The organism is Vibrio owensii (assembly GCF_002021755.1).
Taxonomy (GTDB): Bacteria; Pseudomonadota; Gammaproteobacteria; order Enterobacterales; family Vibrionaceae; genus Vibrio; species Vibrio owensii.
Window position 1 is genome coordinate 1892449 of record NZ_CP019960.1, and the last position, 24692, is coordinate 1917140.

A 24692-nucleotide genomic window follows, 5' to 3' on the forward strand; every position below is an offset into this window, starting at 1 on the left:
TTCTTTTTTGACTCGCTTTCGATGAGAAGATTATTACCTTTATAAAACTGACAAAAAAGTTCATAATTTTGCCATTACCTGTCGAAAAAACTGACCAATGAGACTCAAAACAACCCTAGAGCAGTGGCAAACATTACAAGCGATTGAACAAGCTGGAAGTATTCAGTCAGCCGCAGTGACGCTCAATAAAAGCCACACTACGCTGATCTATTCAGTGAAAAAGCTCGAGGACCAACTGGGCATCAAACTGATAGAAGTGAAAGGTCGAAAGGCTGGGTTAACCGAGCACGGTAAGACCATGTTGCGCCGAGCACAGTCTATGCTCGAACAAGCCCATGAACTGGAAATGATCAGTGAACAGCTAAGTAATGGTGTGGAATCGCAAATTACAGTGGCGATCGATCATCTGTGCGATCCAAGTTGGCTCTATGCACCACTTAGTAAATTTTTGGCACAAAACAGTACGACCTCCGTTCAAGTCGTGGAAACTTCGCTAAGTAAAACCACCGATATGGTGGTCAATGAGTTAGCAGATATCGCCATTATCAATCTTCCGATCACCAACCACCCAGCCGAAGCATTTGGCACAACAACCATGGTGCCCGTTATTGCAGTTGAGCACCCATTGGCAAAGAAAGAGCACGTTTCACTGGCTGATTTTGCGACCACCAGCCAAATTGTGGTTCGAGATCTAGGTGAGACAGACAAGGCAAAACGAGACGTGGGCTGGTTGCGCGCGCGTCAAAGAATCACGGTGGACAATTTCGACCACGCTTTTCGAGCCGTAGAACAAGGCGTTGGCTTCTGCCGACTCCCTAAACATCTCGTCGAATACCGCCACAGTGCAGGCATCAAGGTATTAGACCTCGAACACTCAAACCAATATCAAGTCGCATTGCACCTCACGCTACCAAAAGGCGCGAAGAGCGGACCAGCCACACTCTCTCTTTATCAAGCACTGCTGGATAGTGCAAAAGACCGCGTTTAACTGACCATACGACTGTTGTTAAAACCACAAAAGTCATTTGCGTTAATTGCTATTTTTCGCAAAGACCAATTTCCTCATACTCTCCCTCACTGATAGCGCACCAGAGACGTGCGCTTGAACAAAATGAGAGAGTAAATTATGCCAATCGCATTACTAGCATTAACCCTAAGCGCCTTTGCGATAGGGACAACTGAATTTGTTATCGTTGGATTAATTCCAACCATGGCAGCAGACCTCAACGTTTCTTTACCTTCTGCAGGTTTGCTGGTGAGTTTGTACGCATTAGGCGTGGCTATTGGCGCGCCAGTGTTAACTGCACTTACGAGCAAGATGAATCGCAAGCACGTGCTTCTCGCTGTGATGGGCTTGTTCGTTGTCGGTAACCTGTTAGCTTGGCAAGCTCCGGGTTACAACACTCTAATTGCTGCACGTATTTTAACGGGCTTGGCTCACGGCGTGTTCTTCTCTATCGGTTCGACGATCGCCACTGGTTTGGTGTCCAAAGAAAAAGCCGCCAGTGCCATTGCGATTATGTTTACTGGTTTAACGGTCGCGCTAGTAACTGGCGTACCTTTAGGTACTTACATCGGGCAACATTTTGGTTGGGAAACCACATTCTTAATTGTGGCCATTCTTGGTTTGATTGCCTTAGTCGGTAGCGCTTTACTTGTTCCAAACAACTTGAAGCAAGACGCGAGGGCTTCTTTAAAAGAGCAGCTAAAAGTACTCACCCAACCTCGCTTGCTATTAGTTTATGCCATTACTGCGCTAGGTTACGGCGGCACCTTTACCGCGTTCACTTATCTTGCGCCAATTTTGGAGCAGGTATCCGGCTTTGATGCCAGTGCAGTTGGCTTGATCATGCTGGTGTATGGTGTCTCTGTCGCGGTGGGTAACATCCAAGGCGGCAAAATGGCGGACAAATTTGGTCCCGTAAAAGCATTGACGATCATCTTTGCTGGCTTAGCCGCGATCTTGTTTGCACTCAACTTTACCGCATACAACCCAATTGCTGCTGTGATTACTATTTTGGTTTGGGGTGCATTTGCTTTCGGTAACGTACCTGGGCTGCAAGTTTATGTAGTAAAACTGGCAGAGAAATACACACCTAATGCCGTTGATGTTGCTTCTGGTTTGAACATCGCAGCCTTTAACGTAGGTATTGCACTCGGTTCATGGAGTGGCGGTTTGATCGTAGAAAGAGCAGGCTTAATGAATACGCCATGGGTCGGTGGTGTGGTCGTCATCTCTGCACTTCTATTGACTCGCTTAAGCGGCGCGTTAGATAAGCGCGAAAACAAACAAGTTCAACACACAGCCTGCGCTGAGCTTTCATAAACAGTCTTTATAGCCCTAACTTAAACGTTGGGGCTTTTTTATGTGAGGTCAAAAGCAGTTTTGCTTGTTTATATGATTCTAAGTTGCGAACCCCATTTCGATTACATACCATTGAAACAGCTCAAGCCTAAAGCACCCAACACTCGCGGAAAGAACTCGGTTCATGGCAACTCAAATTCCCTGCTTTCGTTAGCAGGAACAATCTGTTTTTACCTTCTTTTTAACTTCTAATAAGGCGAGTGTGGAAGAGATAAGAAAGGTGAAGAATGCAATCTCACAATAGCTTCTCTATTAACCTTAACCAGCAAAAGTCTGTCGCGAAAAAGCGCTTAAAAGCAATTCGCCACAATGACACCAACGCACTTGATCAGGTTAAGCAATTTCATTCCCAACCCGAAACCCTCACACCAGAGTCTATCCAGCTTGCAGATGTTCAACACGCCCTAGCTAGAGAGCTTGGCTTACCCAGTTGGAGCAAGTTAAAAGCTCATGTGGAAGAGTTAGAAAGTCACAAGCTCGCCATAAACAACCAAGCAAATCCACTTGATGCCGAACTAAACACACTGCATGTCCGCTGTGGGCACGATATTCAACAACAACTGAAGACATGTGGGTTCGAGGGTGACTTCTTACCCATGATTGATCCATTGTGTATAGGCCCCATTCCCAGTAATCAAAAAGGCTTTGTCGCTATTCGAGCAAAATACGTTGTGGACACGTTACTGCCTGTTATGGGGAGAAAAGACTCGGTGCAAAAGGTAGCGCAATTTGAACAAAGCAACATCCATACCCTGCTCGATCAGCAATACGAACGTATCGTTTTTTGGGTTGAACATGATGCCTACGATCAATTCATGCTACTTCGAGGGCTCTCTCTGCTAGAGGAAACCGAAAGCAAAATCATTGAGATCATCGAATTCAATCAGTTTCCGGGAACTGAGCGGTTTATTGGCTTCGGGCAACTTCCTGCTGAAGCGATTCGCTCATGTTGGCAGCATAGAAAGCCAGTAACAGCGAAGCTTTTTAGCCAAGCCAAACGCTGCTGGCAAGCTTTGCAAGCTCCAACACCACAGCCTCTCGTGAATCTATTAGAACAACATGAATTAAATTGCTTGCCGAACATCAAAACAGTCATCACTCGGCACCTTCAAGAACTGCCACATTCAGAATCAGGATTGAGCTTCACACAACATTTGGCTTTGCAGATATTGAACGAGCAAAACGCGCCAATCAACGTGAAAGATTGGTTTGAGAAGTACCAACAACAAGAACCACTCCCTACTCTTGGTGATGTCATGTTCTATGCATTACTGCTGCCACTCGCCCAAGCGGAAATACCACTGTTTACCGTTGATTCATTGGATAAGAACTGGTGGGAACAACAAGTGAGTATCAACGAGAAAGGTCGCGCATGCCTTAATGGGCACTCAACTTTTTTACAAGATTACTGGGTAGGCGGAATCCACAACCAAGTGAATAGCCGCTGGACATGGAACCACACCCAGCTATCATCTTTACATCACTTAATCACGGCTTAGGTGCTTCATCACTAGTTCGGTAATAAAGCGGATAAGTTAGCAACGGTAGCCATCGAAAAACAGCGTGAGAATATCTTCGACAATTTTCTTGCGCTGCTCGGCACTAGGCACAGCTTGATTGGCAACCAGTTGTGGCCATAAGCAGTTCCCTTTTAATAAACACATCAACATACTGCTCATCATTGCAGGGTCGAGCCCTTTGACCTTGTTATCCGCAATAGCCTCTGTAAACCAGTTCTCCAACAACTCGTCTTGACGTTGAAGTTGATGCAAGTAGTTCTCCGCCAGTTCTGGTGTGCGCATAAATTCACTGATGACCATTTTTGCCAATGGCAAGCCAAAGTCCTCATACATAGAATCAAGCTTGTCATGTAAGTATTTTCTGAGTTGCACGTCGATATCAGACGCAGGACAATATTGTAATTGCAGTTTTGCTCGTTGTTTTTCTATGACGGCTTGGATTGATTCAATAAACAATAGGTCTTTGCTTTCAAAATGGCGATACAAGGTGCGCTTTGACGTCCCTGCTCGCTCACATACTCTGTCCATGTTGGCACAACTGAAACCGTGCTCAATAAATTCCTGTTGAGCCGCTTCAATCAGCGCTAAGCGTTTTTTTTCTGACAGTTTCATCGCTCTAGATTCACCAACCTCATGTAAGTGGACGCAGAGTATAGCGCACAATAATCAAAAGTATACTTTGAAGTTTACTTTTTTAATTTTAAGAGTAAGATGCGCTCGCCGAAGTTAAGATCCTAAGAAAAATTTCAAAATAGAATCACTCTTAACTCACGCTGTGGCGCTTTATCTGCCAGATAAAGCTGTGATTTTTCCGTGACACAAACTCCAGAGTCGATGCCCTTATTACAAGGCCCCTGGTGTTGTTGTGATCGTCACGTTTAATGAAGTAACTTATGAAATTATGCTCCTTGCTCGTTGCCGTTTCCTGCCTACTTACTGGTGCGGCAAACGCTGATTCGATTTCTCTGCCAATCTGGAAAGATAAAGCAGAAGCACTCGGTTATGACTTACCAAAACCCTTTGGCGTCAACCTGAGCTATATGAGTATGGAACAAGGCATTAACGTCGACTCCATTTCTCTGAGTGGATTACATGGCTTAGAAAAACTATTAAAAATGGAAGCCAGCGGGGGTAAACAAGCCAGCGATGTCATGACACTTCGTGGTGACGTTTGGTTGTTCCCATTCTTAAATGTTTATGGCTTGGTGGGTACACTAGATGGCTATTCAGAAACCAATGTCAAAGTCAGCTTGCTTGGCAAGCAGTTGGGCGAATTCCCTTTCCGTCTAGATCTCGATGGTTACACCTATGGGGGTGGCTTTGTCCTAGCGGGCGGTTATGACCAACTGTTTGCTCTTGTTGATGCCAGTTACACCCAAACAAATTTGAATGTAATCGATGGTGCTATCGATGCGATAGTCATGTCTCCACGTGTCGGTTACGACTTCCATAAAAATGGCGTCCCTTTGCGTTTCTGGGTCGGTGCCATGTACCAAAACGTTGAGCAAGAATTATCCGGAACATTAAAACAAGCGGGTATCAATCTCTCTGGTCGCTTTGACGTTAAGCAGCGCTTGGAATCTGAGTGGAACACCCTTGCCGGCATGCAATACCAGATTAATGACGACTGGTATTTATTGGGTGAAGCTGGCTTTGGCGACCGTCAAAGTATCTTCTTCTCTATCGATCGCCGTTTCTAAGGTAAAGAGAAGATGAAAGCTTCTTATTCCCTAGTAATCGCAGCACTGTTTTGCACACCACACGTTTTTGCTATGCAGCAAGACGAAAGCAGTTTGGTGGATGACATCCTAACCAAACTAGGCTCTAGCGAAACCGTGGATGAATCGAAATTGATCGACTGGGGCATCTTACCGGGACCATTCGTCAATCCAGAGCAAGGGTTTGGCATCGGCGTTGCCGCGGTGGGCTTGTATACCCCTTATGACTGGCAGAAAGGCGACCCGTACTCAACCGTCACCGTCACATCTTACGGTTCAACTTCTGGCTCTTACGGCTTGGGGTTAAACAACCGGACCTATTTGAAGGGTGACAAAGTACGTCTACTTGGTGAAGCGTGGATCAGCCATACTCCCGGATACTATTGGGGTATCGGCAGCCAAGCAGCCGAGAACGATAGTAATAAAGTGCAATACGAAGGCCAACGATTACAGCTGAGCCCCAAAATCGCCGTAGAGATTGCGCCAAATACTTACGCTAAGCTAGGCTGGCAGTGGCAATCATTCAACAAAGTAGCCGGTGTGGATGGCGATATTCTTCCTTCAGAAGTCACCAATGCCACCAGCAGCGGTGTGTTACTGGGGATGGAATACGATACGCGCGATTTCGAGCCAAACCCAATGCGAGGGCAGTTTCTTGATATTGAATGGATTGCCAACCGCGATTCTCTAGGTAGTGATGAAGACTACGACAACCTCGTGGCCAACTATCGTCTCTATCAACAATGGTCAAACAGTACCATCATCGCGATGGAAGTTTACTCGCAATCGATTTTTGGTGATGTCCCTTGGTTTGATTACGCCCAGTTAGGTGATGACCAACGTATGCGTGGCTACTACCAAGGACAATATCGCGACAAACATCAACTCTCCACACAAATAGAAATCCGCCACACCATTGCTGGTCGTCATGGTGTTGTGGGTTGGTTGGGTGCAGGCAATATCGCACCGACTTATCACGACTTATTCGCAAGCAGTTGGCTACCAACTGTCGGGGTTGGTTATCGATTTGCCTTTAAGGCACGTATTAACGTGCGCGTCGATTTAGGGGTAGGTAAAGACAGCACCGGTTTTTATTTCCAAATTAATGAAGCATTCTAGGAGTAGGGTTTGAAGAAAGCAGCACTATTACTACTGAGCCTTTGTAGTGGGTTTGTCCAAGCACAAGAATTGAAAGCACCGGTTGGCGTCAGGCCATGCTGTGCCTTCGGTGTAGACCTCAAAGCGCAACTAGGAAGCGTACCTGTTCCTTTCTTCTCCCTTGAGAATGTCTTATCCAGCAACGAAGTGGGTACTCACCACTATAACGATGGCAGTGAATCGGTGCCAGGCAGTCTGCTTGGATTAAATGAAGAAGCGAATGGAATAATCTTTACTGAGCTTGGTGGGTTTATTGATACGGCACACGTTCGTGACACAGCCGATTACACCTACTATTTGTTTACTCTCAACCAACATTATCTCGGCCGCGCGGCGCATCTGGATTTACCGGAGGAGCTTCGTATTCGTCGCATTCGTTGGTATGAACAAAAAGAAAAGCTCAGTGAAGAAGAGAAGCTCGACCGCAGTGCTCAAGCAGCAGCGCTAACGGCGTTTCGTCTTGCTCAATGGCATGAGATTGCGCAGTGGTTTGGTATGGTGTCAGTGAGTGGCTTTAAAGAACTGGCGTCCGCCTTTTCATCCGAAGACCTCTACTCCAACATGCTTGGTGCTAACTTAGCCAAGCAAGTCCTGTTGGATAATCCAGAACTCGATCAAAAGGGCTTTTCTCAAGCCATGGATAGCGCTTTTAAACAAGCCTTAAAAGAGTTAAAAGCACAGCCGAAATCCGTCGCTAAACAGAAAATTCAGCAGCTTGATGGCGATTGGTGGGACAGTTCAAGACGCCTACCGGATAAGTGGGTAGTGCGATTCCGCGATTATCATATGGCATTGAGTTTGACGCCAAACTACCCAGGCGCAAACCATCAACTTTCATTGTCTAACACCTTTGATGATCAACAAGCAATCGACCAATGGATGAGTGTCGAGTTTAGAGCAAGCGACAATGAAAAATCGTTTTCTGCACTACCTAAGTCATTGACCTCAAAATCAATTTGGACACCCGCAGATTATCAGCAGATTTCAGATTTTGCTCGTGCCATCGATGAACAGACTCGCCCACCGCTGAAGTAACTTCGCAATCAGCAAGTGAATAAAAGATGCCTAGTTATGCACTTGGCGTCTTTTATCTCATCGTTATGCATCCAGTTTTCTACCATTTGAGAATGTAAGAAATCATTTCTATCGGTTGTAAATTCGATAAATTTGTTAATCAGCAAACTTTTCAACCAGTCAAATCGTTACAATTCGGTTAATATTCTATTTTTTAAAGTGACTAACTTCACATCTATCGACCATTCAGAGGATTATTCTTTCGTATTTTCGCACTCCGCTGCTAATCTGCACGCCGCCTTGAAGTGAACTCAAGGTGCATAACTATAAGGAGTGTTCTCATGAATACCAAGAAACCGATGTCGCTCACCAGCCGCGTAATTTTGGGTATGGTAGCGGGTATCTTGACAGGATTTGCAATTCGCACACTTTTTGCCGACAACGGATTTGTCGACGCATACATTGTTAATGGATTATTCGAAGTTGGTGGACAGATCTTCGTTGCCAGCTTAAAAATGCTTGTTGTACCGCTAGTATTTGTTTCGCTAGTTTGTGGTACCAGCTCTCTAAAAGACCTATCTACATTGGGTCGCATGGGTGGTAAAACCCTTGCTTTCTACGTAGCAACAACCGCTATCGCAATCACACTTGCTCTAACCATGGGCACGCTATTCCAGCCGGGTGCTGGTGCAGACCTAACCGCAGCAAGTTCATTCAAATCAGCAGAAGCGCCATCTTTGGGTCAGGTGATCATTGATATGTTCCCGACTAACCCAATCAGCGCAATGGCAGAAGGTAAAACCCTGCAAGTTATCGTGTTCGCCGTCCTATTCGGTATCGCGATCAGTGCAGCAGGTAAGCCAGGCGAGCGTATCGCAGCATTCTTCTCTGATCTGAATGAAGTAATCATGAAATTGGTTGCGATTCTGATGAACCTAGCACCATACGGTGTGTTCTTCCTAATGGCGAAGCTGTTTACAGGCCTTGGTCTAAGCGCAATCTTCAACCTTGCTGAATACTTCGTTGTACTAGCAGGTACGCTATTGCTGCACGGCCTTGTGACTTACAGCTTGATGCTAAAAGGCTTCACTGGTCTAAACCCAATTACGTTCCTACGTAAGATGGAAGACGCAATCATGTTTGCTTTCTCTACAGCATCATCGAACGCGACCATTCCAGTGACAATGGAAACAGCTAAGCACCGCATGGGTGTTGAGAACCGCGTATCATCGTTCACAGTACCGCTAGGTGCAACCGTGAACATGGACGGCACGGCGATCATGCAAGGTGTGGCGACAGCGTTCATCGCACAGGCATTCAACATCGACCTAACTATGGGTGACTACCTAATGGTTATCATGACGGCAACATTGGCGTCTATCGGTACCGCAGGTGTTCCTGGTGTTGGTCTAGTAATGCTAGCAATGGTATTGAACCAAGTAGGTCTGCCGCTAGAAGGTATTGCACTTATCATGGGTGTTGACCGTCTACTTGATATGATTCGTACCGCAGTAAACATCACCGGTGACAGCGCAGTGACTATCATTGTTGCTAAATCGGAAGGCGCACTGGATGAAACTCGCTTCAACGATCCAAAAGCTGGGGTCGCAGAAGAAGAAGTACATCTAAAACGCGCGGAAGCTTAAACCCTTCCAAACTCAATTATCCTGTCTAAATGAAAGCCCCGATGGAAACATCGGGGCTTTTGTTTTATCAGGAATCTAAAGAATAGGTTATGGCCCTACTCCGTCATCGAACTCAGCTTTTCTCTCGCTTGTTCTTCATGCTCGTCGGTGATGGCATTGCCGACCGAGTTCGCTGCTAGCGTCAGTGCTGCCATATCATCGGTAAAACCGACGCCAGCGAGTACGTCTGGCACCATATCTGTCGGTAGGACGAAGTAAGCCAGCGCGCCACCTAAGATAGCCTTATGGCGAACGGAGGTATTGGAATCTGCCATCGCGAGCCATGATTTAATGCCCATAACCGCAATCTCTTCGCCTGCTTTCTTGACGGAATTTTTCATTTTGCGCCAGAAGGTTTTCTCATCTGGTGCTTGCATCGTTTGGTCTAAGACGTCATCGGACGCCGAATTTACAGACATGCTTGTGGTCATCGTGCCTCCTAAATTTATGACTGTGGCATAGATATTAAGGCGATGAACCTGAACGTAGGATTAATAGCGAGTAATGATAATGAAGAAAGGAAGCCAATTGGCTAGATAAAAAATCCCCAAACCGAAGTCCGGGGATTATTGCTTTGGAGACAAAAAGTTTTGGAAACCAAGCTTTAGAAGCAGAATGCCTTATTGAGCAATCTTCTCCAATACACGCATCAGCATTTTGATACGTGGTTCAATAGACTCAAGCAACAAGTACTCTTGGTCACTGTGGAAGCCTGCACCGATAGGCCCTAGACCATCCAAAGTTGGAACGCCAAGAATCGCCGTGTTGTTTGCATCAGAGCCGCCACCGACTTCTTTCCAGTTGATGTCGATCGCCAGTTCACTTGCGGCTTCTTCAACTAATGTCATTAAGCTTTCTGTTTGTGAGCTTGGCACCATAGAGGGCTTATAAGCTTCACGAACCAACTCAATGCTCACGCCATCAACGAATGGTGTTTCCAGCATACCGTTTAGCTTGCTGTCAACATCATCGTATTCTTCGTTGCTCCAGAAACGCACATCCACGATCGCTTCAGCATGCTCAGGGACGATGTTCGCACCGTTACCGCCAGAAACAATACCGACATTCAACGTAGTACCAGATTCAAAGTTGGTCATTGCATTGACTGCCAGAATCCAATTCGCCATCTCAGTGATTGCGCTGCGACCATTTTCTGGCTCGTTACCTGCGTGAGCTGCAACGCCATTAAAGGTCATTTTGTAGCGAGCCATGCCTTTACGCGCTTTCACTAAACCGCCGTCTGCACGTGCGGCTTCTGCAACCAGTACATTCTTAGCGTTTTTCGCAACTGATTGAATCCAATCCACAGAGTCCAGAGAACCCGTTTCTTCATCTGGGTTCATGCAGATAGCGATAGACAGCTTATCCAACACCGCTTGGTCTAGATTGCGCATCGCGTATACGATGTTCAGCAAGCCAGATTTCATGTCCGAGACGCCCGGACCGTAAGCTTTCTCTGCATCTTGAGACATTGGACGAAGCTCAGCAGTACCCACAGGGAACACGGTATCCATGTGACCAATCAGCATCACGTCGATTTGCTCAGCTTCCGGCTTATTTCGAACTTCAAGACCAACACCCGCTCTACCACAGTCGATGCGTTTTACGCTCCAACCTGACATCGCTTGGTACTTCTCTTCAAATTGAGAAGCGATGAACTCGATACCATCAGTGGTGTAAGTGCCACAATCCACATTGATTAGCGGACGTAGCTCTTCTAGATATTCATTTAGAGAGAATTGCATGACTCACTCCTAGACAAACAGATTCATCACCAGCATTGCGCCAAACGCGTTCAATACTGAGATTGCAATCATAACTGGGATGTAACGACCTTCAGTACCGATTGGACCCATGATACGACCCATGTACTGAACTTGAGAGCCCATTAGGTAGATAGCTGGCGCTAGAATCGCAATGTGCGTGCCGTTCAGGATACCTTGGTCAAACAGCGTGATAACCACACCCACTGCGCCACCCATCGACATCCAAGCGCCGATAAGAACAGCAGCCGCTTCACCCGGAAGGCCAAACACCGCCATGATTGGAGAGAACACCGTGCCCATCAGATCCAACGCGCCTGTGATTTGCAGCGCTTTGATGATAACGAACGCCATCAATACGTTAGGAACCGTAGAGGTAGTCGCAATTACCCAGCCTTTCTTAGCGCCTTCGACGAAGATATCCGTCACCATCGGTTTTTTCGCTTTAACGTCACCCATTATGCCGTCTCCTCTTTTAGGTTCTCTGATTTGTTTTGGTCTTGCTTGTCTTCTTTACCTTCCGTCATGTTTAGGTAGATACGGAATAGATTTGCACCGATGATCTTGAATGCGAACATCACCACAACCGCCAAACCAATAGAAGACGTTACCGCTAGAGAGCCGTCAGCCATCGTCAGCGTGAACAGCACAGCACCTGATGAGAAGAAGTTCACGATGGTTGCACCCGCAGTGAACTGGAACATGGTGAATACGTCCGTTTCACGCTTAGTTAGGTGACCTTCATCTTTTAGCTGACGCGTCATTGCCGCACCAGCATCGGTACTTTGTAGAGAAGCAATCAAAGCCAGACCAGAGTTACCAGGGATGCCCATTAGAGGACGTAGAAGAGGAGTAAGAAGCTTACGAGCGGCTTCAAGTGCACCGTAGTGCTCAAGTACGTTGATCATACCCAATGCGAACATAACGGTTGGAATCAAAGTAAGTGCGAAAATGAAACCGTCACGAGCACCGCTACCACCAGTACCGCGGAAAGAGGTAGTCGCAGCTTGTACCGCGCCATCCGCACCTTCCGTTACGCCGTAAGCCACTTTACCGAAAGAGCCATTAAGTGTTGTAAAGTCGAATACACCGTACCATTCGTTGGATTGCATCAGACCAGAAAAGAACACAACCGCAAACGCGAGTGCAATGTAACACCCGATCGTCACCTTACGTTCAGCATGAACAGGGCTTGTCATAAATTCACCTATGTATGTGGAACAGAACGCATAGATGATCCCTTGAACGACGTGCTAGAGAGATGATCAAAATCAATCCATTTACCGAACAATCATGCCACTCAATTATGAAGTTTTATTTTATGATTTAAATCACATTTAAAAGATAATAAATATTTATGACCAAGATAAGGTAGATTTATCTAACTATCAGCGAATCTCATCCATTAACAAAACAAACCAAAATTATGAACAAGTTTGTCATTAGCCACACCTTCGACGTGCTTCATGGTTTGTTGCTTATTTGAGATTTCTTGACCAAAAATTAACAAAAGTTCTGTGTAATTTATTTTAGGGTGGTTCGGTCATTACTTAGAGACTTACTCAGGGTTTGCCTTTTGCTTCGATCACAATCCTACATCGCTCGATGGACACTTGCCCTTGTGGCTTGGGTTATCGTGATCTGTTTAAGTAAAAATGCAGGCTTCTACCAATCTTGCCCTCTGATTGGCGCGCAAGTGACATCTGAGCACGCCACTGCGCAGCAACAAAAGAGCGAGAAAGGGCTGACTAAGCAGTGTGAACTGTCTGAAAAGCTGATTCAGGTTTCACAAAACCATCTCGACAGCTTCATTGTGCCCTTATTCCTATTTGCGTTCGTCTTGCTATCTATCACTAGCACCGAGCGTAATGCTTTCCGCCACCATACCGAGCCGATACCCGACAAATATCGGGTGCACCTCAAGCTATGTGTGTTTAGAGAATAAAACCCGATTGCTATTCATCCCCAAATCAATTGTTTTATTTTTTAATCACTTCGCGACAAAAACCGCGAAGAAAGAGAGTTTTAGGAAATATCATGAAATTCACACGCACACTATTAACTGTGGCTATCGCGCTGGTACCTCTATTTTCACACGCAGCAGAAAAAACATCAGAAGAGAAGTTGCAAGAAATTACTCAACTGCTGAAAGAAAACCCGCAGATCCTCGATTCACTGCACCAAAACCTGCAAGACTACGTCGCTTATCAAAAGACGTTTAACGCGACTTTGGATGAAGCGCGCGCCTATCTTAACGACGGCAAGCACTCTTACTTCGGTGCAGAGAACCCAGAACTGACGATCATCAACGTGACTGATTACAGCTGTCCTTTCTGTAAGCGTCTTGAAGGTGAGCTAGTGAAGGTAGAGAAAGAATACCCGCAAGTGAAAGTGCTGAACATGACGGTGTCGTTCAAAGAACAGTACGAGAAGAACGGTTACAACTCGGCAAGTTACGCATTGAACGTATGGCAGAACCAACATGACAAGTACAAAGAAGTGCACGACTTGTTGGTTAAGAAGCCGGGTCCACACGATGCAAGTTCACTACAAAAAATCGCTAAGAAGACAGGCACAGAAGCACAGCTTGTCGACGACAAAGAGACCAAAGCGTTGTTGGATAAAAACTACGAGTACTTCACTCGCTTAGGTCTACGAGGCACACCAGCGATCATCATTAATGACCAAGTCATTCCGGGTTATGTACCTTTCGAGGAGCTTGAGAAAGTTATCGACCAAGAGCTAAAGAAATAACTATCGAAATAGTTAGTTATTGAAATAGATAAGTAACCATCAAAAACAACAAAGCCCTTCCCTGAGAACTCAAGGAAGGGCTTTTTCTATCTAGGCTTAAAAAGAAACTCTAACTACTTGTCGCGCCCCACAAACGCCACAACGACTTTGTCATTGCCAAACGAACGAGAGAACACGTACGCATCTTCTTGTTCAATCACTTGATGCTCACCCGCACCAATCGCTGGGTGCGCTTTACGGAACTGACCAAGGGTTTGCCAATGTTTGAGCAGCGCTTGCTTCTCATCCGATAGCTTCCATACCATGTCAGAGCGTGTGCCTTGGTGGAAATCGTCCGCGTAAGGGCCAATGTTACGACCAACTTCATCACCATAGTAAACCTGAACAGCACCAGGGCTTAGAAGCAGTGCATTCGCGGCATTACGCTGCATGCCGTAATCTTTGAAGCGAGAGAAGAACAGCTCGGTATCGTGAGAGGACATGTAGCTCACTGGGTTGAAGTCTTTCTCATTGGCGATAGTGTCTGCGTAACTTTGGTAGGTGTCTGCCATTTGGCTGAAACACGCCGCGCCTTTGTCTAACTTCTTCTGCATGTCGAAGTTAATCAACGCATCAAAGCCGTCGTCGAAGTAAGGGCTTCGATATGCGGTATGTCCCCATACTTCACCCATCATCCAGAATGGCTGACCTGACTTGCCGTTCTCTTTACGCCACTGCTCAAGACTGCTTGATGCCTCTTCTTTCAAGCGTTTCCACACATCGCCTTCAACGTGCTTCACCGTATCAACACGGTAACCATCAATACCAAAGCGTCTCACCCAATCAGTTTGCCACTCAATCAAGTAATCCGAGACGGTGTAATTGTCACGCGCCTCAACGCGAGTGCCAGGGTTATCCAATAGCCATTGCGCTGGCTTCACGGCTTTGTCTGATTCGGTGATAAAGTCAGGCAAACCCGCCAATGACATAGTGATATCGCTGCTGCCCGGAGCTGGGTAGCCCGGTAGACCTGTTCTTACCCAATCACCGCCCCACCATTTCGACCAATTTGGACTCTGGTAATCAATATTCTGGTGGTAGCTATGCCAGTTTTCACCTTCTTTTGGTTGCCAGTCCCCCCACTTCTTAGGTAGGTCAGCGTTTGGTTTTAACACCTCAATACCGTCAAATTGCAAATCGGCTAACGTTGAGTAGCCAGTGTGGTTGATTACTGCGTCCATCAAGACTTTAAGGCCACGTTTGTGTGCCTCTTCCACCAGCTTTTTAAGATCAGCTTCGTTACCGAAGTTCTCATCAATCTTGGTAAAGTCACGCGTCCAGTAACCGTGGTAGGCGTAGAATGGGAATGAGCCGCTATCGCCGCCACCCACAAAGCCGTGTACTTGCTCAACGATTGGCGATAACCAAATCGCATCTGTACCTAGGCTCTTGATGTAATCTAGCTTTTCGATCACGCCTTTTAGGTCACCACCGTGGAAGGTACCGATCTCTTCTTTACCGTCTTTCTTGCGACCATAGCTGTTGTCATTGCTGGTATCGGCGTTGTTGAAACGGTCGACCATCACGAAGTAAATGTTGGCATTACGGTAATCAAACGGCACTGCTTCTTTGGTTTTCTTCACTGGCTCTAGTAGCACCAAACCGCCGGAGTCTTTGCTTGGCGTCAGCGATACTTGCTGATCTTTTACTTCGACCATTTGCCCAGAATAAGCATCACGCAACTTGGTGCCATCTGGGAAACTGTCACCTAACGCGATGGTGACTTCGCCACCTTGGTAAACCTCACATTGCACTTGTGGGATTGGGCGTTTGAATTCTGTCTTGGCAGCTTTCTTAGGTTCACGCTTGAAGCGCAGTGTTTTTGCTTCCGCATCAAAAGCGAAAGAGTAATCGCCAGTAAAACGGATTTTTAACGGCAATTCCGTTGGCTTTCCACAATTCAGCGCGATCGGTTTGTTGAATTTAACTTTCTGACCATCGGGCGCAACGCAATCGCCTTCAACGCCAGTGATTTTAAGCGTATAGCCGTCTTTGGTTAATGGCACAACCAAAGGCTGCTCTGCACTTAAAGGAAAGTCACGGCTGTTGGTCGTGGTAGATATGGTGATGTTTGGCTCGGCGATGGCACTTGCCGATGCAAGCAATAAGGTAGTCGTAATCAGATTCAGTTTCATCGTTCAGTCCATTGGTTGCGCATAGACGCAGTATTCGTGTTGTAGTTTTATTCACACTAATAGTAAATGGATGAAAAACTGAGCACATCATTCTATAAGGCTACGCCCTAAAGCTTGTGACGCTTCACATTTTGCTTTTATTGGGGCGTAGTTCTATTTATGAGCAGGATAAAAGGGAGTTTAAAGCTGAACGCTACCAAGGTTGCGCATTTGTCTCATCGCCCAATTGACGCGGCTGATGGTGTAAGAAGTCTGAGGGTAGACTTTGATGCGATACGGATTTGGCAGCACCACCGCAAGCCTTGCTGCTTGGCGTGTTGAAAGTTGTTTAGCTGGAATACCAAAGTAGTTTTGCGCAGCGGCTTCTGCCCCATAAATACCTGGGCCAAACTCCACCACATTCAAATACACTTCGAGAATGCGTTCTTTACTCCACATTGCTTCCATCAGCAGAGCAAAATAAAGTTCATACGCTTTGCGCGCATAAGAGTGTGAAGGAAACAGAAACACGTTCTTTGCAGTTTGCTGAGTAATCGTGCTCGCACCGCGAGAAGGGCCGTTCTCGCCAGACTCTGAGATCACTTTAAACAAGGAATCAAAATCCACTCCGTAATGGGTCGGGAACTTTTGATCTTCTGTCGCAATCACGGCCAATTGAATGTGCTTAGAAATGTCACTCAAAGGCACCCATTCATTTTGACTCTCTTCAGGGAATCCCTCTGGAGGAGAAATCATGCGGCTGATCTTCCATCCCCAAATTGGTGGATCGACGTATTTCACTATGCCAACGAGCATCACTGGTAAAAGCAAAAGCACCAATAAGATATTGAACAGAAGGGATTTAATCTTTCTCAAAGTCCGACCTAGCTTGATTTCATAAAACAATATGATGCAAGTATAGAGTATGCAGTCTGTTTATCGTTAGTGAAAACTTGGTCAAAAAAAGCCCGATTTACATTGTAAAGCGGGCTTGGTATTGATTATGTGTTTTGGCTAGTTAAGTTTGTTTTACGAACTCAACTTACTTTGCCAGTTTGTAGAATACGGTTGATAGTGGCGGTAGACGCAGCTCAAGAGACTGAGGCAGCGATTCGCTTTCTACTTCTTCTGTGTCTACGCTGGTTAGCGCTTCAAAATCGCTGCCATCGTATTTCACATCATCAGTATTCAACAGAAGCTCGTATTTACCTTCCATTGGAACACCTAAACGGAAACGCTCATGCGGCACTGGTGTGAAGTTACTGATAACTAATACGCGCTCGCCGTTTTGGCTAATACGTTCATGTGCAAGAATGCTCGAATCGGCTTCATCTTGCAGACGCCATTCAAAGCCAGCAGGCACACAATCTTGATCGTGCATCGCCGCTTCGTTGCGGTACAAGTGGTTTAAGTCACGAATCAATGCTTGCACGCCTTGGTGACGACCAAACTCCAGTAAGAACCATTGCAACTGATCGTCGTGGTTCCATTCTGCGGTCTGACCAAGTTCTGCGCCCATGAAGTTTAGCTTCTTACCCGGTTGACCGTACATGTAACCGAAGTAAGCACGTAGGTTCGCCGTTTGTTGCCACTCATCACCCGGCATCTTGTTGTGGATAGAGCCTTTGCCGTAGACCACTTCATCATGAGAAAGCGACAATACGTAGTTTTCGCTGTGTGCGTAAACAAGCGGGAACGTGATGGTATTGTGGTGGTATTTGCGGTGAATTGGGTCTTCTTGGATGTAAGAAAGACTGTCGTGCATCCAACCCATGTTCCATTTAAAGCCGAAGCCTAAACCGCCCATAAAGGTCGGCGCGGATACACCCGGGAATGCGGTCGATTCTTCTGCAATGGTCATTGCGTTCGGGAAGTGTTTGTATACTTCTTCGTTCATCCATTTCAGTGTTGCGATCGCATCGTAGTTCTCGTTGCCACCATCTGCGTTCGGGATCCACTGATCGTGGCTGCGTGAGTAATCTAGGTAAAGCATCGACGCAACAGCATCAACGCGGATACCATCAATATGGAATTGCTCGAACCAGTACAGCGCGTTAGACACTAGGAAACGACGTACATGCTCGCGACCGAGATCGTAGATGTAAGAATTCCAATCTTGGTGCCAACCACGGCGAGGATCTGGATCGTGGAACAGAGGCGTACCATCAAAATTCGCTAAGCCATGATCATCCGATGGGAAGTGCGCAGGTACCCAATCCAGTACCACGCCCAAGCCAGCTTGGTGACACGCGTCAACGAAGAACTTGAAATCATCCGGAGAGCCGTAACGACTCGTCGGTGCAAACAAGCCAACAGGTTGGTAACCCCAAGAGCCAAAGAACGGATGTTCAGAAACTGGCATCAGCTCAACGTGGGTGTAGCCCATGTCTACAAGGTAAGGTACTAATTCAGCGGCCAGTTCACGGTAGTTTAGGAAGTCGCCCTCTTCGTTGCGTTTCCAAGAGCCCGCGTGCAGTTCGTAGAAAGACAACGCTTCATCACGTTTCTGCGTCACTGGACGGTTTTGCCATTTTGCGTCTTGCCATTGGTAACGGTTGTGATCATAAGTGATCGATGCAAATGACGGGTATTGCTCAGAGTAGAAGCCCCAAGGGTCTTGTTTATGAGGAAGCCCTTCCCCATTCGGACCTTTGAGTTCAAATTTGTATTGTACGCCCTCTTCCAAACCAGGAATGAAAAGGCCCCAGATACCGTAGTCTAGGCGTTGCATTGGATGACGACGGCCATCCCACTGGTTAAAGCTACCCACTAGGCTGATAGCTGATGCATGAGGTGCGTAAACAAGGAAACGAACGCCTGAGATGTTTTCGCCACCGCGCTCGATGGTCACAAATTGTGAACCCATGTAGCGGTACATGTCTTTTGGTGTATGCAGATGTTCGTATTCTTGGTAGATGTTGTGGTATTGGTAAGGGTCGTCAATAAGCTGTTCTACACCATTCCAGTCTACTGCGAGTTGGTAATGCGTTAGATGCAAGTCGCGCTTGTCTTTTAAGATGAAGCCGCTTTCATCTTCACGCTCTAGCTCAATTCGAGGTTCGCCGCTGATAACCAATTCAACTTTGTCTGCACCCGGCATCCAAACACGTAACGATCCTTCGCCGTCAGCAATGAATGGACCAAGTGACGCAAACGGGTCTGAGTAAGCCGCCTCAGCTAGTAATTCGTAGGCGCGTTCGTATTTTTTCTTTACCTTGGTTTTCAAATCTTTCTCCCTAGCACCGATATTCTCCTTATGGTTTTTGAACATCGGATTTCCTCAGCCAAACGTTGTGAATTCACACAATTATAAAAGACCCAATCCTATTCAAACATTGAATAAAACGGCGTCAAAAAACAAAAATGCCCGCTATTGTTGCGGGCATAATAACGGTACTTCATCCTAACGGATTGTGCCGATTTAATGAGTGACCTAGGCTGTACTTTCGTACCTTGGCGCAATTAAATTCGCGAATTCCTACATCACTCATTCCACCTTATTTGCTCGCTTTCGCGCGCACTTCAGTGAGGCGCTTAGAAATACGGTTTACGTCTTCGCGGCTGAAGATTTCATCTAGGTTCATCGACAGTTTACGACGCCAGTTTGGATACTCATCTACCGTGCCAGGAATGTTGACCGGTTGGTCCATTTCTAGCCAATCTTCAAGCTGAACACTCAGTAGTGCAGAGTCACCCGCAGCAACGTGCAATTGAAGCGCCTCGCTTAGGTGGCAATCCATTGGAACGTACTGTGCATCATGGCCGATGCCTTCTGGTAGGTAACCGTGCCAACGAACGCTGTCTAGGATGCCTTGCTTACACTTCAGGCGGTCATCAAACAGACCTTCTAATTGTTGCTCGTCTGGGTACAGACCGATCTCACGACCCATCTTCAAGTCATCACAGTGCCAGAAGCCACGTAGTGTTGGCATATCGTGCGTACACAGTGCCGCCATAGACTGCTCAGCGTAGTGCTTCGGAGAAATAAAGCCGCCGTCGTCTTTTGATGTTTCGAAGAAGAACACTTTGTATGAGTGAACACCTGCGTCACGTAGGATATCTACGATTTCATCAGGCACAGTACCCAAGTCTTCACCGATTACAGAACACTGATGACGATGAGATTCTAGCGCTAGGATTGCTAGCATGTCTTCAACTGGGTAGTACAGGTAAGCACCTTCTGTCGCTTTCTCGCCTTTTGGAATCCACCATAGACGAAGTAGACCAAGAACGTGGTCAATACGCAGTGCGCCACAGTGTTTCATGTTTGCACGCAGTAGCTTGATGTACGCATCGTAACCTGTTGCTTCCAACACTTGTGGGTTTAGTGGTGGTAGACCCCAGTTTTGGCCTAGTGGACCAAGCACATCTGGTGGCGCACCGATGCTTGCATCCAATACTAGCGCACCGTCATCAGCCCAAGTCTCGCTGCCTGAATCTGCAACACCTACAGCAAGGTCGCGATACAGACCAACTGTCATGCCTTTTTCTTCAGCTAGCGCTTGCGCTTCTTTAATTTGGTCGTCTGCAATCCACTGCAGGTACATGTACAGGTGAACACGGTCTGCGTTGTCTTTGATGTACTTCTGAGTCGCTGCTGCATCGAACGTGCGGAACTTCTCAGGGAATACCGGCCAGCCCCAGACGCTTGAATCTTCAGCGTGCAATTCACCATGTAGCGCATCAAATGCCGCTTGATGAAGTAGGCTTTCCCCGCCAATTTCTACGAACTCTAGGAACGCACGAGCACGGTCTGTGTTCTTGTCTAGATGACGCGCTTTAAACTCGCTAAATAGCAGTGGAAGAATGCTCATCTTAAGCTCAGACACTTCGGTGTAGTTTACCCAGTGTGATTCACGTGCTTTCTGTAGACGTTGCTGGAATTCAGCGCTGCCAACACGTTGCTGTGCTTCTGCACTTAGTGCGAACTCAGGCACAGAGCTTACGTCGATGTACATGATGTTCAACCAACGACGAGAAGACGGGCTGTATGGGCTCGCACCTTCTGGGTTAGCTGGGAACAATGAGTGAATCGGGTTCAAACCAATGAAGTCACCGCCACGAGATGCGATGTCACTCACCAACTGCTTCAGGTCACCGAAGTCACCAATACCCCAGTTGTGCTGAGTACGCAGTGTGTAAAGCTGGATGCTTGGGCCCCATAGCTTTTTGTGTTGGTTTAGGTCTTCTTGTTTGAAACACGCTTTAGGTGTGATGATCAGCGACATTTCGTAAGGGGTCTTGCGACGCTTACGGCTGATGATCAGTTTGTGGTAACCCCATGCCAAGTTCTTTGGCAATGCAAACACTAGAGGGCCACCCTCAGCTCGTTCATCACGAACAATTTGCGACTGAAGATAGCCTTCAAGTACCTCTCCTTGTTCTGTTTCTAAACGCCAGCTAAATTCGCTCTCGCGAGCACTCGTACCTAGGTTTAGTTCCACTTCGACTGGTTCGCCGTCGCGTAAAACAAGAACAGGGGCTAGTACGTCTTTCTTATGTTTTTTCTCAGCAGAAGCCAATAGCTTCTCATCGCTGCTAGTATCGTAGCCAAGTGAAGTGAGCAAGCGGCGCAGTGTTTCTTCAGAAACTTTTGCCTCGTCTCCCCACGCGCTGACGTAGCTATCAGCTAATCGCGCCATGTCTGCGACTTTCTTTAGTGCTGTTTGTTCTTTCATCGCTTTCTCCGAAGGTAATACCAACACCTTCCATGTAGGGTTTTATTGTTATCAATAACTAATCTTTGAAAATGACCAAAGGTAGCGCTCGGCTACCTTGGTCTTAACTGGGTTCTATTAGCGTTTCACCGCTTCAAGTTTCCAGATGTTGTTCACGTAGTCGCGGATAGAGCGGTCTGATGTGAACTTACCAACTAGGGCAGTGTTAAGAATTGCTTTCTTAGCCCAGCCTGCTTGGTCTTTGTATTGTTTGCCCATTTCTTCATGCGCTTTCACATAAGATGCGAAGTCAGCAAGACATAGGTATGGGTCACCGCCATCTAGTAGGCTATCGAATGTAGCGCGTAGTAGGCCTGGTTGACCTGGCGTAAACTCTTCACCTGTTAGTAGGTCTAGAGACGCTTTCAGTAGGTGATCTGCGTTGTAGTAGTCGTAAGGGTTGTAGCCAGCTGCTTTAACCGCTTTCACACCTTCAACATCAAGACCGAAGATGTAGATGTTCTCGTCGCCCACTTCTTCACGAATCTCAACGTTAGCACCATCCATCGTACCGATAGTTAGGGCACCGTTAAGAGCCATCTTCATGTTACCTGTACCAGATGCTTCTTTACCCGCTAGCGAGATTTGTTGTGAAACGTCTGCCGCAGGGATGATGATCTCAGCCATGCTCACGCGGTAGTCAGGGATGAATACCACTTTCAGTTTGTTACCGATGCGAGGATCGTTGTTGATCTTCTCTGCAACCTTGTTCACTGCGAACATAATTTCTTTCGCTAGGTGGTAGCCCGGTGCTGCTTTTGCTGCGAAGAAACATACGCGTGGCTCACACTCGAAACCAGGTTCGTTCAGGATGCGGTGGTATAGAGATAGAATGTGTAGCAGATCTAGGTGCTGACGCTTGTACTCGTGTAGACGCTTGATTTGAACGTCGAAGATAGCGTTAGTATCTAGCTCGATACCCATGTTATCTAGAACCCAATCAGCAAGACGCTGTTTGTTTTCTTTCTTAACAGCCATGAATTCTTTTTGGAATTTCGCGTCTGTTGCGTATTTAGCGATGCCTTCTAGCTGCTCTAGTTTCGCAGGCCATTCTGGACCCACTTTCTCAGTGATTAGCTTAGATAGACCTGGGTTACAGAACTTCAACCAACGACGAGGAGTGATACCGTTCGTTACGTTGTGTAGACGAGTTGGGTACATCTCGTGGAACTCTGGGAATAGGTCTTTCTTAACCAATTCAGAGTGAAGTGCTGCTACACCGTTTACTGCGTAAGAACCGATTACACATAGGTTAGCCATGCGAACCATGCGGTTGAAACCTTCTTGGATGATAGAAAGCTTCGCTTGCTTCTCACCGTCACCAGGCCACATCTTACGAACTTCTTGTAGGAAGCGGTGGTTGATTTCAAAAATGATTTCCATGTGACGTGGAAGTAGACGCTGGATTAGCGACTCTGGCCATGTCTCTAGTGCTTCTGGAAGTAGCGTGTGGTTAGTGTACGCGAATGTCTGAGAACTGATTTCCCATGCTGCTTCCCAAGTAAGACCTTTTTCGTCCACTAGGATGCGCATTAGCTCAGGGATAGCAATTGTTGGGTGCGTATCGTTAAGCTGAATAGTCTCTTGCTTCGGTAGATCCGCTAGCGAGTAACCTGCTGCTTCGTGGCGACGTAGGATGTCACGTACAGATGCTGCTGAGTGGAAGTACTGTTGCATTAGACGCAGTGTTTTACCTTTCTCGTGGTTATCGTTCGGGTAAAGCACTTTAGTGATGTTGCCTGCGTCGATCAGCGCGTGCTGAGCTTCGAAGTAGTCACCGTTGTTAAAGCTTTCTAGTGAGAATGGTGCGATTGCCTGACATTCCCAAAGACGTAGAGGGTAAACCGTGTCTGATTCGTAACCTACGATAGGCAGATCCCAAGGCATTGCTTTTACAGACATGCCAGGAACCCATTTACGAACTTCTTTACCGTTCTCGTTTACCACTTCAACGTGACCGTAGAAGCCGATTTCTTGCGCAAGCTCAGGGCGAGCCACTTCCCAAGGGTAACCTTCAACACCACGCCATGCGTCTGGTGCTTCTTGTTGACGGCCGTCTTTGAACGACTGCTTAAATAGACCGTATTCGTAATGCAGGCCGTAACCTACAGTTGGGAATTCTTGAGCCGCACATGAATCCATGAAACATGCTGCTAGACGACCTAGACCACCGTTACCCAATGATGGGTCGCGTTCTTCTTCTAGAAGGTCTGTTAGGTTGTGACCTAGCTCAGCCATAGCTTCAGTGATCTCTTCGTAAAGACCCATGCTGATTAGGTTGTTACCAGTCAAACGACCGATAAGGAATTCTAGTGAAAGGTAGTTAACGCTTTTCGCTTCTTGGATGCGAGCGTCTGCTTCAGTAGCAAGCAAATCACAAGTCGTAAACTCAGCCAATGCACGACCCATTGCTAGGTACCATGCGCGGCTATCTGCATTTTCAACCGTGTGAGCGTAAGTCACAGATAGATGTTTCTTTACGCTTTCTTGGAACGACTTCTTGTCAAATTGTTTCTGTTGAGTAGGTTTCATTAAGAAATTCTCACGTCTTTTAGTAATTCATCTGCCATACATCGTGCATTTCCCTCTGTGAATAAACATCCTCCCATTTATCCTCCCTACAAGGAGGAGGGGGTAGGGCGTAGAGGGCGTAAGGTTGCAAACTTAGTGATCCAAATCGCAACACAGCAGCCTATAACCCTATTCTTAGTGATTCGGATCACAGCCAACTTTGAGAAAGGTTAAATTTTGTTCATGACGTTTTTTATTCGACAACTCTCATCTGATGTAAAAACTGTCTTAGTGATCACATTAAGCCTTTTAACATCGATAAGTTTTCCGTAAT

19 protein-coding genes are annotated in these 24692 nt (G+C 46.7%); 9 read left to right on the forward strand and 10 right to left on the reverse strand.

Translation table 11 applies throughout. The annotated features are described in order from the left end of the window. Nucleotides 1-97: 97 nt before the first annotated feature. The 3 genes from A9237_RS24990 to A9237_RS25000 all read left to right on the forward strand — a co-directional run bounded on the left by A9237_RS24990 (nt 98) and on the right by A9237_RS25000 (nt 3864). Entirely contained in the window at nt 98-988 is an 891-nt protein-coding gene (locus A9237_RS24990) for a LysR family transcriptional regulator (protein ID WP_078610015.1), read from the forward strand. A gap of 138 nt (nt 989-1126) precedes the next feature. Further along, nucleotides 1127-2326 (forward strand): MFS transporter, encoded by a 1200-nt coding sequence (locus tag A9237_RS24995; RefSeq protein WP_078610016.1) that lies wholly within the window; start codon nt 1127-1129, stop codon nt 2324-2326. Between the two features lie 266 nt (nt 2327-2592). Beyond that, nucleotides 2593-3864: a DUF1835 domain-containing protein gene (locus A9237_RS25000; RefSeq protein ID WP_078610017.1), complete on the forward strand. Its 1272-nt coding sequence runs from the start codon at nt 2593-2595 to the stop codon at nt 3862-3864. 36 nt (nt 3865-3900) lie between these two features. On the opposite strand, the gene A9237_RS25005 is transcribed toward A9237_RS25000, so the two are convergent. Beyond that, nucleotides 3901-4497 carry a TetR/AcrR family transcriptional regulator gene (locus A9237_RS25005; RefSeq protein ID WP_078610018.1) on the reverse strand — a complete coding sequence of 199 codons (597 nt, stop codon included), beginning with the start codon at nt 4495-4497 and terminating at the stop codon, nt 3901-3903. A 281-nt stretch (nt 4498-4778) separates the two neighbouring features. Between A9237_RS25005 and A9237_RS25010 the strand changes: the two genes are divergently transcribed. The 4 genes from A9237_RS25010 (at nt 4779) to A9237_RS25025 (ending at nt 9421) form a co-directional block, all read left to right on the forward strand. After that, nucleotides 4779-5585, forward strand: coding sequence for a hypothetical protein (locus A9237_RS25010; RefSeq protein WP_078610019.1), 807 nt, complete (start codon nt 4779-4781; stop codon nt 5583-5585). Nucleotides 5586-5597: 12 nt separating this feature from the next. After that, the gene (locus A9237_RS25015) at nt 5598-6722 is read left to right on the forward strand and encodes a BamA/TamA family outer membrane protein (RefSeq protein WP_078610020.1); all 1125 of its coding nucleotides are present in this window, start codon (nt 5598-5600) and stop codon (nt 6720-6722) included. A 9-nt stretch (nt 6723-6731) separates the two neighbouring features. Beyond that, entirely contained in the window at nt 6732-7796 is a 1065-nt protein-coding gene (locus A9237_RS25020) for a DUF4056 domain-containing protein (RefSeq protein WP_078610021.1), read from the forward strand. A gap of 320 nt (nt 7797-8116) precedes the next feature. Beyond that, complete coding sequence (locus A9237_RS25025) at nt 8117-9421, forward strand: dicarboxylate/amino acid:cation symporter (RefSeq protein WP_005437888.1); 1305 nt, start codon at nt 8117-8119, stop codon at nt 9419-9421. Between the two features lie 95 nt (nt 9422-9516). Here A9237_RS25025 and A9237_RS25030 read toward each other — a convergent pair whose 3' ends face one another. The 4 genes from A9237_RS25030 to A9237_RS25045 all read right to left on the reverse strand — a co-directional run bounded on the left by A9237_RS25030 (nt 9517) and on the right by A9237_RS25045 (nt 12422). Further along, nucleotides 9517-9891, reverse strand: a complete 375-nt coding sequence (locus A9237_RS25030) for a YkvA family protein (RefSeq protein ID WP_009698021.1) — start codon at nt 9889-9891, stop codon at nt 9517-9519. A gap of 189 nt (nt 9892-10080) precedes the next feature. Further along, nucleotides 10081-11205, reverse strand: a complete 1125-nt coding sequence (locus A9237_RS25035) for a M20 family metallopeptidase (protein ID WP_078610022.1) — start codon at nt 11203-11205, stop codon at nt 10081-10083. Nucleotides 11206-11214: 9 nt separating this feature from the next. Next, nucleotides 11215-11682 (reverse strand): YjiG family protein, encoded by a 468-nt coding sequence (locus tag A9237_RS25040; RefSeq protein ID WP_005374849.1) that lies wholly within the window; start codon nt 11680-11682, stop codon nt 11215-11217. After that, the gene (locus A9237_RS25045) at nt 11682-12422 is read right to left on the reverse strand and encodes a nucleoside recognition domain-containing protein (protein WP_005437881.1); all 741 of its coding nucleotides are present in this window, start codon (nt 12420-12422) and stop codon (nt 11682-11684) included. The genes A9237_RS25040 and A9237_RS25045 overlap by 1 nt, the downstream gene beginning before the upstream one ends. A 422-nt stretch (nt 12423-12844) precedes the next feature. Between A9237_RS25045 and A9237_RS25050 the strand changes: the two genes are divergently transcribed. Further along, nucleotides 12845-13168: a hypothetical protein gene (locus A9237_RS25050; RefSeq protein WP_078610023.1), complete on the forward strand. Its 324-nt coding sequence runs from the start codon at nt 12845-12847 to the stop codon at nt 13166-13168. A gap of 92 nt (nt 13169-13260) precedes the next feature. Continuing rightward, the gene (locus A9237_RS25055; RefSeq protein ID WP_020195400.1) at nt 13261-13977 is read left to right on the forward strand and encodes a DsbA family protein; all 717 of its coding nucleotides are present in this window, start codon (nt 13261-13263) and stop codon (nt 13975-13977) included. Between the two features lie 113 nt (nt 13978-14090). On the opposite strand, the gene A9237_RS25060 is transcribed toward A9237_RS25055, so the two are convergent. The 5 genes from A9237_RS25060 to A9237_RS25080 form a co-directional block, all read right to left on the reverse strand. Further along, nucleotides 14091-16151, reverse strand: coding sequence for an alpha-amylase (locus A9237_RS25060; protein ID WP_078610024.1), 2061 nt, complete (start codon nt 16149-16151; stop codon nt 14091-14093). Between the two features lie 180 nt (nt 16152-16331). Then, nucleotides 16332-16946 (reverse strand): monofunctional biosynthetic peptidoglycan transglycosylase, encoded by a 615-nt coding sequence (mtgA, locus tag A9237_RS25065; RefSeq protein WP_237358469.1) that lies wholly within the window; start codon nt 16944-16946, stop codon nt 16332-16334. A gap of 226 nt (nt 16947-17172) precedes the next feature. Beyond that, nucleotides 17173-19401, reverse strand: coding sequence for a 1,4-alpha-glucan branching protein GlgB (gene glgB / locus A9237_RS25070; protein WP_078610026.1), 2229 nt, complete (start codon nt 19399-19401; stop codon nt 17173-17175). Nucleotides 19402-19627: 226 nt separating this feature from the next. Then, nucleotides 19628-21808: a 4-alpha-glucanotransferase gene (malQ, locus tag A9237_RS25075; protein ID WP_009706504.1), complete on the reverse strand. Its 2181-nt coding sequence runs from the start codon at nt 21806-21808 to the stop codon at nt 19628-19630. A 117-nt stretch (nt 21809-21925) separates the two neighbouring features. After that, nucleotides 21926-24379: a glycogen/starch/alpha-glucan phosphorylase gene (locus A9237_RS25080; RefSeq protein ID WP_009706505.1), complete on the reverse strand. Its 2454-nt coding sequence runs from the start codon at nt 24377-24379 to the stop codon at nt 21926-21928. Between the last annotated feature and the right edge of the window lie 313 nt (nt 24380-24692).